Source organism: Nonomuraea rosea (genome assembly GCF_039539705.1).
Classification (GTDB): domain Bacteria; phylum Actinomycetota; class Actinomycetes; order Streptosporangiales; family Streptosporangiaceae; genus Nonomuraea; species Nonomuraea rosea.
In genome coordinates this window covers 1-11989 of sequence record NZ_BAABDQ010000091.1, presented here as the reverse complement: position 1 = coordinate 11989, position 11989 = coordinate 1, and the positions used below count along the sequence as shown (strand labels likewise).

Annotated in this window: 8 protein-coding genes; 3 read left to right on the top strand and 5 right to left on the bottom strand. The window is 71.3% G+C overall.

Annotated elements, in window-relative coordinates:
* The coding region (locus ABEA43_RS67075; protein ID WP_345581194.1) for a condensation domain-containing protein at positions 1-1930 on the bottom strand (1930 nt) is incomplete at its 3' end.
* A gap of 308 nt (positions 1931-2238) precedes the next feature.
* On the opposite strand from ABEA43_RS67075, the gene ABEA43_RS67070 reads away from it, so the two are divergent.
* Positions 2239-3441: a cytochrome P450 gene (locus ABEA43_RS67070; protein ID WP_345581191.1), complete on the top strand. Its 1203-nt coding sequence runs from the start codon at positions 2239-2241 to the stop codon at positions 3439-3441.
* A gap of 22 nt (positions 3442-3463) precedes the next feature.
* Here ABEA43_RS67070 and ABEA43_RS67065 read toward each other — a convergent pair whose 3' ends face one another.
* Positions 3464-4405, bottom strand: coding sequence for a TauD/TfdA family dioxygenase (locus ABEA43_RS67065; RefSeq protein ID WP_345581188.1), 942 nt, complete (start codon positions 4403-4405; stop codon positions 3464-3466).
* 212 nt (positions 4406-4617) lie between these two features.
* On the opposite strand from ABEA43_RS67065, the gene ABEA43_RS67060 reads away from it, so the two are divergent.
* The gene (locus ABEA43_RS67060) at positions 4618-5421 is read left to right on the top strand and encodes an alpha/beta fold hydrolase (protein WP_345581185.1); all 804 of its coding nucleotides are present in this window, start codon (positions 4618-4620) and stop codon (positions 5419-5421) included.
* On the opposite strand, the gene ABEA43_RS67055 is transcribed toward ABEA43_RS67060, so the two are convergent.
* From ABEA43_RS67055 to ABEA43_RS67045, 3 genes are all read right to left on the bottom strand, one after another.
* Positions 5422-7839, bottom strand: a complete 2418-nt coding sequence (locus tag ABEA43_RS67055) for an aminotransferase class I/II-fold pyridoxal phosphate-dependent enzyme (RefSeq protein WP_345581182.1) — start codon at positions 7837-7839, stop codon at positions 5422-5424. It lies immediately after the preceding gene.
* A complete protein-coding gene (gene hppD / locus ABEA43_RS67050; RefSeq protein WP_345581179.1) occupies positions 7836-8858 on the bottom strand; it encodes a 4-hydroxyphenylpyruvate dioxygenase in 1023 nt (340 codons plus the stop codon). Before hppD ends, ABEA43_RS67055 begins: the two co-directional genes overlap by 4 nt.
* Before the next feature lie 70 nt (positions 8859-8928).
* Positions 8929-10512 carry an MBL fold metallo-hydrolase gene (locus ABEA43_RS67045; protein ID WP_345581176.1) on the bottom strand — a complete coding sequence of 528 codons (1584 nt, stop codon included), beginning with the start codon at positions 10510-10512 and terminating at the stop codon, positions 8929-8931.
* A gap of 417 nt (positions 10513-10929) precedes the next feature.
* On the opposite strand from ABEA43_RS67045, the gene ABEA43_RS67040 reads away from it, so the two are divergent.
* Positions 10930-11989: prephenate dehydrogenase (locus ABEA43_RS67040; RefSeq protein ID WP_345581173.1), on the top strand; the 1060-nt coding region annotated here is incomplete at its 3' end.

Here is an 11989-nt window from a genome sequence, read left to right as displayed (position 1 = left end):
CGAACGACGTCTTCTGCACCACCCGCTCACCCGCCGACAACCCCAACCGCTCCTGCATCCAAGCCAGCCGATTCACCACACCCGCATGCGACACCACCACACCCTTCGGCCGCCCCGTCGAGCCGGAAGTGAACATCACATACGCCGCACACGCCGCCGACACCTCGCCCAGCGACCCACCAGGCAGACCCGCCAGTTCGTGGACCACCGCCGGATCATCCAGCACCACCCCGTCAGGCAGCCCCACAGCAGACGAGGTGATCACACAGACCGCCCCAGCCTGATCGACCAGATAAGCCATCCGCTCCGCCGGATAGTCCGGATCCACCGGCAGATAAGCCGCCCCCGCCTTCAACACGGCCAGGAGCGCGACCACCAGCTCAACCCCACGCTCCAGGCACACCCCCACCACCGACTCGACGCCCACACCACGCCCCACCAACAACCGCGCCAGACGGTTCGCCCGCGCATCCACCTCCGCAAACGACAACTCCACCCCCTCGGCCACCAACGCCACCGCCCCCGGCGACCGACCCACCTGCGCCTCGAACAACCCCACCAACGACTCCGACGACACCTCACCAACCGTGTCGTTCCACTCCTCCACCACCAGACGCCGCTCATCCACGTCGAGAAGCTCCACCCCGCTGACGCGGTCGTCACCGGCAGCTCCCGCCAGCCACCGCAGCACGCTCAGATACCGCCGCGACACGTCCGAAGCCGCCCTCAGGTCGTGCAGGTCCGGGTTCACATCGACATTGACCTGCAGCCCCGACCGGTCATAGAGGTCGATCCGCACCCCGTTGACCGTCCCGGTGGACAGGTTGTGCGCGGTGATGGCGCAGTCGCCGAAGCGCAGGTCGTAGTCGAACGACATGACGTTCACCAGCAGCCCGCACAGCTCGCCCTCGGCGACCCGCAGATCGGTGTGCATGTCCTCGTACCGGTAGCGCTGCCGCCGCAGTCCCTCCCTGACCGCCTGGGAGGTCTGCCGGAGCAGGTCGGCGGTGGAGGTGTCCGGGCCGATGGTGAGGCGCAGCGGCAGGATGTTCGAGGTCATGCCGGGGATCGCGATCTCCCGCTTCCCGGTGCGTGCGCGTACGGGGATGCCGACGACGACGTCCCGTTCCCCGGTCATCCGGTGCTGGTAGAGGGCCGCCGCGGCGATGGACAGGCCGCCGAGGCTGGTTCGCAGGCGGCGCGCGGCGGCCTTGAGTTCGGTGGCCTCGGAGGGGCCGACGACATCGGTGTGCCGGAGGGGGGCCTGCTGGGCGCGGCGGATCCGGTTCGAGCCGCCGGCCGTCACGATCGGGAGGTCGGCGAGCCGGCCTAGCCAGTACAGGCGGTCCTGCTCGAAATCGGCGGACTCGCGGTAGGCCCGGTCGGCGTCGAACAGCACGGACACCGGCTCCACGGCCCCGTCCTCGACCGGACGGCCCTCCAGGAGCGCCGTGTAGAGCTCCGCGCCCCGGGCGGCGATGAGCAGGCCGCCCTGCCCGTCCATGACGCAGTGGTGCGCCCACGAGTACCAGTGGACGAGGTCGTCGGCGAGCTTGATGAGGGCGGTGCCGGACAGTTCGCCGCCGTCGAGGTTCACGGCCCGCCGCAGGTCGGCCTGCATCCACTCTTCGGCGGCGGCGCGCGGGTCGGGCTCGGCGCTGACGTCGATGACGGGTACGGCGTAGTCGGCGGCGTCGTGCACGTACTGGCGGGGGGTGCCGTCGACGACGCGGAAGCGCAGGCGGAACGTCTCGACCTCGGTCAGCCGGCGGAGCGCGGCGCGCTGGAGGAGGCCGAGGTCCACCGGGCCACGGATCTCCATGTACTCGGCGATGCGGAAGCTCCAGTTGTCCGGCGCGAATCGCTGGCCGTACCACATGGCGAGCTGGCCGGACATCAGTTCGCGGAGTTCGCCGTGAGCTGCAGCCATTTCCGAGCACCCCAATTCGTTCGACACGCCGGCTGGACGGGCGGCCCCGTGCCAAGCCTTCTCCGGTCGGAAATCCGTTCACGTGCGCGCGCACAGCCACATCTCATGGCGATTAAATTCGGGATTTGCGCGCCGCCCACTATGGCTCAGGGCCGAGTGTGGGATCAACGTTGCCGTTCAACTGCTTCGCCGCCGCAGTTGTACGCCTCCGAGCAGCGCAAAAGGCGCGCTTGACGGGCCGAGAATGGCCCTGCCACGGTAAGGCGTCCCGCGGTCGCGGGAAAGGAAAAGGAATGTGAGGCACCGGCATGCCGGAAATGTCAGCGCCGCCGCATATCAACCTGGTGGATCCCGAACTCTACTCACACGGTGACCCGTTCACGCAATGGCGCTGGCTGCGGGCGAACGCGCCGGTGCACTGGCAGCCGCCGTCCGATCTGCCGGGGTTCTGGTCGTTGACGCGGTACGACGACGTGCGCACCGCGTACCGGGACGCGGAGACGTTCAGCTCGGCGCAGGGGATCCTGTTGCGCCCGGTCGAGCACGGCGCGGACCCCGGCGGCGGGCGGACGCTGGCGCTGACCGATCCGCCGCGGCACCGCAGGCTGCGGGCGCTGGTGGACGAGTGGTTCGCGGTCCGCTCGATCCGGGGGCTGGAGCCGGAGATGCGCGGCATCACCCGCGGCGTGGTGGACCGGGCGCTCGATCTCGGGAGCGTCGACTTCGTGGCGGACGTCGCGGCCCGGGTCCCGCTGTACGTGATCTGCCAGATGATGGGGGTGCCCGAGTCGGACTGGGAGCACCTGTACGAGCTGACCAGCCAGGCGTTCGCCGCCGGCGACCCGCTCACGCGCAGATTCGCCCACCTGGAGATCCTCGGCTATTTCGAGACGCTGCAGGCGGCCAAGGCGGCGGACCCGGGTGATGACCTGGTGAGCGTGCTGGCGACGGCGGTCGTGGACGGCGAGCGGCTCAGCCCGGACGACGTGCTTCTCAACTGCGACAACCTGCTGGTGGGCGGCACCGAGAACACGCGGATCGCGGCGGCCGGCGGCATGCTGGCGTTCATGGAGCGGCCCGGCCAGTGGCAGGCGCTCGCCGGCGACGCGGACCTGCTGCCGTCGGCGGTGGAGGAGGTGCTGCGGTGGACGTCCACCGCCACGCACATCATGCGCACCGCGACGCGGCGGGCCGAGATCCACGGGCAGAGCATCGAGGCCGGCGACAAGGTGGTGTTCTGGCTGCCGTCGGCGAACCGGGACGAGAGCGTCTTCGACGACCCCGACGTGTTCGACGTGCACCGGCGACCTAACCGGCACCTGGCGCTGGGCTTCGGCGAGCACTTCTGTCTCGGCAGCGTGCTGGCCCGCGTCGAGCTGCGGCTGCTCTACGGTGAGCTGCTCGGCCGGTCGGTGCGCGTCGAGCCGGACGGCGAGCCGGCGTTGCTGGACTCCATCGTGGTCAACGGCCCCGAACGACTGCCCGTGGTGATGAAGCCAGGAGCCGCATAGCCCGGCAGCCCGATCGTGTGGCTCAGTCCGACATGGCGACCAGGACGCGGCGGTCCCCGGTGTACGGGCGGCGGCCGTGGCCGACGGCGACGTTGTCGATGACCATCAGGTCGCCCTGGCGCCAGTCCACGTCCACGGCCAGCTCCAGCCCCCGGTCGTGCACGTGCGTGACGTACGCCTCGGGGATGGGCCCGCCGTCGGCGAAGGTGACCGACTGCGGCAGCTCCTCGGGCGGCAGGATCTGCGCCAGCTCGCGGGCGAGGTCGTCGCCGAGCGCGGCCGGGTGGAAGTGGTCGGCCTGGTTGAACCAGACCTCGTCACCCGTGACGGGGTGCTTGACGGCGGCCGGGCGGACCGGGCTCACCATGCGCAGGCCGCCGTCGGAGGTCCACTTCCAAGCGAAGTGCCCCTCTTCGAGGAACGCCTCCACCTGCTCGCGGTCGTCGGTCTCGAACGTCTGCTGCCAGCTCCTGCCCAGTCCGAGCCCGTCGTGCAGGTTCTGCGAGTAGCGGACCCCGCCGGCGAAGGCGTCCCGTACCTCGTCGTCGAGGGATTCGAGCCACAGCGTGCCGTCCACGACGGGCGTCGCGCCGCCCGATCCCGGCGTGGTGGCGCAGTAGAACAGCAGCCGCGCGGGCCACTTGTGGCTGTAGGACAGCTCGTTGTGCATCGCGATGGTCTGCTCGCGCGGGTACTCGGTGGAGGTGTAGACGTTGCCCGCGGCGACCTTGGTCCGCGGCGACGTGCCGTGCCGGTAGGCCAGGCGGTTCGGCAGCAGCAGGTCCATGACGTCCTCGAGCTCCGGCTCGCTCACCTGGAAGCCGCGGAACACCACGACCTTGGCCCGGGTGAGCACGTCCCCGAAGTCGTCCATGGCCGCCAGCGTGCGGCGCAGCCCGCCGGCGCTCGGCTCCACGCCGTCGGGCCGGACTTCCGCCGGCTTCCAGTCGTTGTGCTCGCTCATGACGAAGACCCCTCTCCGCGGCTCGTGATCGGGCCACATCCTGGGCGAGTATGCGGGTCGCGCCCCTGGCCGGGCGAGGTCGTTCAAGTGCCGCCCCGCGCCAGTTGGACAGGCGTTCGACGCGCTGACGCGCAGCGTGTCATGGTGAGACGCACTCCCCTACCACGAGCAGGAGGCATCGTGCCCACGTCGACCGTCACCGAGAGCGCGCCATGCCGTTCGTGACCACCAACGGGATCCAGCTCTCCTACCAGCGTGCCGGCAGCGGCGATCCCGTCCTCCTCATCATGGGCTCGGGCGCCGCGGGCCACGTGTGGACCATGCACCAGACGCCGGCGCTCCACGCGGCCGGGTACGAGACGATCGTGTTCGACAACCGGGGCATCGCGCCGTCGAGCGCGCCCCCCGGCGACTACACGCTGGCGGACCTGGTGGCCGACACCCAGGGCCTGATCAAGGCCCTGGGGATCGGGCCGTGCCGTGTCGTGGGCACGTCGATGGGCGCGATGATCGCGCAGGAGCTGGCCCTGGAGTCCCCGGAGCTGGTGCGTTCCGCGGTGCTGATCGCCACCAGGTCGCGCTCGGACGCGGCCCGGCGGGCGCTGTCGCGGGCCGACCGTGAGCTGCGGGAGAGCGGCGTCGAGCTGCCCGCCAAGTACGAGGCGATGCGCACGGTCCTGGAGATGCTGTCCCCCTCGACGCTGAACGACGACGAGACGGCCTCGAGCTGGCTGGAGGTCTTCGAGCTGACGGGGGCCGTCGGCCGGGGCTCGAAGGGCCAGCTCGGCGTGGACACCATCGGCGACCGGCGCGCGGCCCTGCGGCGGGTCGCCGTTCCGTGCCGGGCCATCGCCTTCGCCGACGACCTGGTGTGCCCGCCGCATCTGGTGGCCGAGGTGGCCGACGCCATCCCCGACTGCGACCTGGTGGAGATCCCCGGCTGCGGTCACCTGGGCAATCTGGAACGCCCCGACGCGGTGAACTCCGCGATCATCGAGTTCCTCGACAAGAACTGATCACCCGGCCTGGGCCCGGACGAAGCGGGCCAGGCGGGCGCAGCCCTCCGCGATGAGGGAGTGCGGCAGGTAGCTGACCGACAGCCGGATGGCGTGGTCGCCGCCGCCCTGCGGGTAGAAGTACGACATCGGCGTCCAGATCACCCCGAAGTCCTCGGCGGAGCGAACCAGGGCGTCGTTGCCGGCCCGGAACGGCACGCGGACGGTCAGGAAGAAGCCGCCGCTGGGCTCGTTCCAGCTCACCCCGAGCGCCTCGCCGTCCGGGAAGCACGCGGCGAGCTCCCGCAGCGTGACCCGCATGGCGTTGCCGTAGTAGGCGGCCGTCTCGGTGTTGAGCTCCGACGTACGCCCGCCGGCCGCGAGCAGCATGCCGGCCACGACCGCCTGGCTCAGGGCGGAGGTGTTGACCGTCACCATGCTCTTGATCTTGGACAGTTCGTCGGCCAGCAACCCTCCGCCCGCGACCGGCTGGTCCGCCACGGCGTAGCCGACGCGGGCGCCGGGGAAGAGCGTCTTGGAGAACGAGCCGAGCTGCACCACGCGGCGCTCGCGATCGAGCGCCTTGAGCGCGGGGAGTTGCGCGCCGGGGCTGACCATCCGGTACGGGCTGTCCTCGAGGATCAGCAGGTCGTGGCGGGTGGCCAGGTCGAGCAGTTCCTCGCGGGTGCGCAAGGGCATGGTGGCGCCGGACGGGTTGGAGTGGTCGGGCACCACGTAGAAGGCGCGGGGGCGGCGCCCGCGCGCGCGTTCGGCCAGGATGACGGCCTCCAGGTCGGCGCAGCGGAAGCCGTCCGCGCGCTCCTCGACCACGGCCGTGGTGATGTCGAGCAGGCGGGCCGCGCCGGTGATGCCCACGTAACAGGGGCTGGAGACCAGCAGCACGTCGTCCGGGCCCGCGATGAGGGCGCGGAGCGCGAGCAGCATCGCCTCCTGGGCGCCGACGGTCACGACGATGGACTGCGGCGGCACGTCGATGCCCTCGTCGGCGCGCAGCGAGGCGGCGATCAGCTCGCGGATCTGGCCGCTGGTGGGGCCGTACTGGAAGAGGGCGGAGCGGATCTGGGCGGGCGTGGCGCCGTTCTCCTCCAGGTGGGTGACATAGCGGCGGAGGTGCGTGAAGACGTGCTCGGTCTCGAAGAACCCGTCGTACGGGCGGCCGGGCGCGAACGAGATCGCGTCCGGGTAGCGGTGCGTGATCCCGTTGAGGAAGTTCATGGTGTCGAGCAGCGGATCGGAGAGGCTGCCGTGCAGGTCCTGCCTGCGCAGCGTGACACCGTCCGGCCGCGCGGCGGGCTCGGGAACCTGGAGGGCGGCCCGTTCGCGGGGCGAGGAGGTGCCGCCGGCCAGCTCGGGGCGGGCATCCTGGGGCGAGGAGGTGCCGCCGAGCAGTTCGGGGCGGGCGTCCTGGGGCGAGGGGGTGCCGGTGAGGAGCATCGTCTCGGTCAGTTCGTCGGTGACGACGCCGAGGACGCCGGCCACGCCGCCGGTTCCGCCGGTCGCCAGACCGTGCAGCACGGGCCGGCCGAGCAGGACGGCATCGGCACCTGAGGCCAGGCAGGCCAGGACGTCCGCGCCGCGCCGTATCCCGCCGTCGATCAGGACGACGCCGTTCCCGGACAGCGCCGCCGCGATCTCCGGGAGCACGTCGAACGTCGCCGGGGCGCCGTCGAGCTGCCGGCCGCCGTGGTTGGACACCACGACGCCCGCCGCGCCCGCCTCCATCGCCCGCAGCGCGTCGGAGCCGGTCAGCACGCCCTTGACCAGCACGGGCAGTGAACTGATCGAGCGCAGCCACGCGACGGCGGACCAGTCGAGCGCGGCGTCGAACTCGGCGAGCGCGTGCCCGCTGGGTGAGGAGAAGCCGGTGCCGGTGAGGTTGGCCGGAACGACTCCGGGCGGCAGCCGGAAGCCGTTGCGCAGGTCGCGGACCCGGCGGCCCAGCCTGGGGGCGTCGGCGGTGAGCACCAGGGCCTCGAAGCCGGCGTTCTCCGCGCGCTCGACCAGCCGCCGGGTGACGGCGCGGTCGCGGAAGCAGTACACCTGGAGCCACAGCGGGCCGGCGGCCGCGGCGGCGATGTCCTCCAAGGTGCGGCTCGCGAAGGTGCTCACCACGAACGGGAAGCCGGCGCGGGCCGTCGCCACCTCGCCCTCCGGGTGCGCCAGCGTGTGGTAGGCCAGGGGTGCGATGCCGATCGGCGCGGCCCACACGCGGCCGAGGATCTCGGTCTTGGTGTGCGGCAGGCCGAGCCCGGTCAGGACGCGGGGGCGCAGCCGTACGTGCTCGAACGCCGTGAGGTTGGCGGCGAGCGTGCGCTCGTCACCGGCGCCGCCCTCGATGAAGTCCCACACGGCTGGGTCGAGCCGCGCCCGCGCCGCCGCCGCGTAGCCGGCCAGAGTGATCGGCCCGGCGTCGTTCATCCGGCGCTCAGCCGGTCGCGCTGGACCGCCTCGTACAGCGCGCGGATGTTGGCGCTGCCGAACCCGCGCGAGCCCAGGCGCTGGATGAGCTCGAAGAACAGCGTGTTGCGCTCGTAGGGCGAGCGGCTGAAGAGCTGCAGCAACTGCCCCCATTCGTCGTGGTCGGCCAGCACCTGCGCGGCTTTGAGGTCGGCGATCGTGAACCGTCCCCCGTCGTAGCGCTCGGCCAGCAGGTCGTAGTAGGAGTCGGGCGCGGTCAGGAACTCCACGCCGCCGTCCCGGCAGTCGCGCACGGCTTCGATGATGTCCGGCACGAGGAAGGCCAGGTGCTGCACGCCCGGCCCGCCGTTGCGCTCCAGGAACGCGTCGAGCTGCCCGCCGTCCTTGCCGGGGTCCGGCGCGACCAGGGTGAACGTGACGCGTTCCGACGCGCTGCGCACGACGATGGAGTCCATCGCCTGGCCGCCCAGGGCGACGTATTCGGCGGAGTAGCGGGAGAAGCCGAAGGCGTCGCGGTAGTAGTCGGCGTAGTCGCCGAGCCTCCCCCCTTCGACGCAGACGGCCACGTGGTCCAGAAGCTTGATGTGCTCCTCCCCTTGAGGGGGGACGTCCGGGCCGGCGACCCAGGTACGGCACGGGGGCGCCACGGCCGCGGGGGCGCTGACGGGCGGGTGCAGGGTGTGGGTGACGCCGCCGAACCCCGGCACGACCGTGTTGCCGCGTACGGTCTCGACGGGCCCCACGCCGGCCGCGTCCGCAGCCGCGCCCGCCTGGGCCACGTCGTCGCAGGTCATGGCGATGTCGGCGATACCGTCGCCGTGGTCGTCCAAGAACTTCCAGATCCCGCGGCCGGAGGTGACGACCAGTTGCACGTCGCCCTGCCGCAGCAGCACGGAGCTCCTGTCGACCTCCACGGAGTCGGCGACGCGGGTGAAGCCCATGGCCGTGACGAAGTAGTCGACGGCCGAGATCTTGTCTCGCGTGAACAGCTCGACGTACGAGATGTCTTGCACGGCCATGGGAAACCTCCTGGAGAGTCGATGGCCACTTCGTCGGGGTGTGCGCCCGAGGCGGGCTGCGGTCAGGTGGCTACCAGCGCCATTCCTGCTGCTTGAACAGGTGGCCGGCCTTGATGTCGCGGTCGGCGCACCAGGTGAGGAACTCGTCGATCTGCTTGATCTGGTACGTGTCCTCGTTGTACGTGGTGGCCATGACGTGGCCGAGCCAGTCCTCCTCGCCCATGGCGTAGATGTAGGCCTCCTTGGCGCCCAGCTCGGTCATGATCGCGGCGGCCTGCTCGGCGTTCGAGCCGGACAGCTTGCGTGAGTCGCTCATCTTCTTGGGGATCGGAATGGTCAGCAGGGCCTGGTAGAGCCAGGACAGCGGGGCGCCGTCGCACTCCATCCCCAGGAAGGCCAGGTCCGCCGTGCCCAGGTGACCCTTGATGTAGCGGTAGAGGCTCGGGTCGATGCCGGACGAGTCGGCGCCGATGAAGACCTTCCTGCCTGCCAGCTCGGCCCAATAGGTCGACTTGGCGCGGATGTCCAGGTCGCAGTGCTCGCCGAGGAACGGCGTCGCGGTCACCTTGCCGCCGGGGAAGGGCACTTCGTCGAAGTCGTCCACTTCCAGCACCGGGAAGCCCTGGTGCCGGAGCATCAGGCCCATCGACGGGTCGCACAGGTTGCCGCGCGAGGAGCGGGGCACGACGACGGTGCCGACCCGGCCGCGGAGCTGGAGCAAGGTCTCCAGGACGATGTGGTCCTGGTGCCCGTGCGTGATGAGCACGAGGTCGATGTAGTCGGGCAGATCGTCCAGCGTGTAGCGGTCACCCGCGGTGCTGTCCGCGCTGATGAACGGGTCGGTCACGATGGCGGCCTCGGGCGTCTGGAGCACCAGGCAGGCGTGCCCGAAGTAGCGCACCCGGCCGCCGGCCTCGATGTGCCGGTCGGGCGCCAGGCTGGGCCGGTCGCTGAGCATGCCGGAGAGCTGGGCGGCCTGGGCGTCGTTCAGCTCCAGCGCCTCGCGCAGGTGGCGCAGGGTGGTCGGGCGTACGCGGGCCTTGAACAGCTCCTCCAGGCCCGGGTGACGGAAGGGGATGTCCAGCTCCAGGACGTCCGGCGAGGTCAGACGCGGGGTGCTGAGGATGAACGGGCGTTCGACGCCGGTCTCGAAGGAGAGCTGCACCGACTGGCGGGCCTCGCTGTAGGCGTCGCTCTTGTAGACGATCGGCTCCATGAAGCGCAGTTGCGCCTGGTTGTCCGTGTCGTAGGCCAGCTCGACCAGGCCGCCGAGCTCGGCGGGCAGCTTCGGGTAGAGCGGGCTCAGGTCGAAGCCGGTCGAGCTCGCGCGCAGGATCTCCTGCCCGGCCACGATCGCGTCGGCGAAGCGGAGCATGTCGGCCCGGTCCCGCCTGATGGCGGCGAGCAGGTCGCGTACCTCGTCGGCGCGCGACTCCGGGATGTTGATGAAGTAGCCGCCGCGCAGCTCGGGGTTGTTGCTGGCCGCGACGTGCACCTGCGGGGACTGCAGGTACGACTCCAGCAACGGCACCTGCAGAAAGGCCAGGTTCATCGCGGCCTGCACCGGTGCGAGCGTGTGGGGCCAGGCGAAGAACCTGTCCACGAGTGGTTCGACTATGACTTTGGACCGCAGAAACAACTGCTCATCAGCCATCTGCGCGCCTCCCTCCAAGAGAACCGACAACATGAACCGGCCCGGGGCACACGGACGTGACGCGACTGCGGCGGACCGTGAAAAATGGACGAGCACCGGGCGACCGGAGTCCCGCACTAAAGGCGCAGGCAAAGTGCAGGATGACCCGGCGGCGCATTTCGCGGCAAGGCACGCGCCCGTTGAACACCCCGGCCCGTGTTCAACTGTGGCGGCGCGGCAGTTGAACAGGCCGTGCCTGCATATGTTCGCGAAATAGTCACGCCCGGAAAAGTTCGCGACGGCCATTTGGTGGGCCGGCCCGCTTTTTCTGCGCAAGGGCCCGCTCGCGCGGTGGAATACGGCGCCTTCGAACGTCTATGGTCCGGGTTCGACCGGGCACTCGATGCCCGCTTCTCCCGACGGGATGGCGCTGCCGTTATGCATTCGGCTTTGGTGATCGGCACGGGGCTGGTGGGCACCTCGGTGGCGCTGGCCCTGCGCGCCCACGCCGTGACCGTGCACCTGCGGGACGCGGACCCCGAGGCGGTGCGGACCGCGGCGTCGCTCGGGGCCGGAACCACCCAGCCGCCGCCGCGGGCGGTGGACCTGGCGATCGTGGCGGTGCCGCCGCCGCTCGTCGCCAGGGTGCTGGCGGAGGCGCAGGCGGAGGGCGTGGCCACGCACCACACGGACGTGGCCAGCGTCAAGGCCGAGCCGCAGCAGGACGCGATCGCCCTGGGCTGCGACACCTCGTGCTACATCGGCGGCCACCCGATGGCGGGCGCCGCGCACAGCGGCCCGCTCAAAGCGCGGGCCGACCTGTTCGAGGGCCGGACGTGGGCGCTCACCCCGACGCCCGACACGGGCACCGAGACGCTCAACACGGCGCTGGAGCTGGTGGCGTTGTGCGGCGCGGTGCCGGTCGTCATGCAGGCCGCCGCGCACGACCGGGCCGTGGCGCTGGTCTCGCACGCGCCGCACGTCGTGGCGAGCCTGGTCGCCCGGCGCCTGGACAGCGCCGGGGAGCGCGAGCTGAGCCTGGCCGGGCCGGGGCTGCGGGACCTGACCAGGATCGCCGAGGCCGATCCGGCACTGTGGCTGGACATCCTGAGCGCCAACGCCCGGGTCGTGGCCGGCCTGCTCGACGAGCTGGGCGCCGACCTGAGCCGGATGGTGACGGCTCTGCGCGCGGTGGCCGGCCCGGACGGCGCCGAACGCGAGGCGGGGCTGGCCGCCGTCGAGGACGTCCTGCGTACGGGCCGGACCGGCCGTGCCAGGATCTCCGGCAAGCACGACACCCGGCCCGAACGTTTCGAGACGGTCACCACCGCGATCGGGGACCAGCCGGGCGAGCTGGCCCGCCTGTTCGCCGACGCCGGCCAGGCGGGCGTCAACATCGAGGACGTCCGCATCGAGCACGCCACCGGCCAGCCGTCCGGGCTGGTGCACATCAGCGTCGCGCCCGGTCTGGCCGCGGCGCTGCGCAAGGCGCTGCGCG

Coding starts and splice junctions, on each gene's coding strand:
- ABEA43_RS67070 (WP_345581191.1), top strand. CDS start 2,239: ATGCCGGAAATGTCAGCGCCGCCGCATATCAACCTGGTGGATCCCGAA.
- ABEA43_RS67065 (WP_345581188.1), bottom strand. CDS start 4,405: ATGAGCGAGCACAACGACTGGAAGCCGGCGGAAGTCCGGCCCGACGGC.
- ABEA43_RS67060 (WP_345581185.1), top strand. CDS start 4,618: ATGCCGTTCGTGACCACCAACGGGATCCAGCTCTCCTACCAGCGTGCC.
- ABEA43_RS67055 (WP_345581182.1), bottom strand. CDS start 7,839: ATGAACGACGCCGGGCCGATCACTCTGGCCGGCTACGCGGCGGCGGCG.
- hppD (WP_345581179.1), bottom strand. CDS start 8,858: ATGGCCGTGCAAGACATCTCGTACGTCGAGCTGTTCACGCGAGACAAG.
- ABEA43_RS67045 (WP_345581176.1), bottom strand. CDS start 10,512: ATGGCTGATGAGCAGTTGTTTCTGCGGTCCAAAGTCATAGTCGAACCA.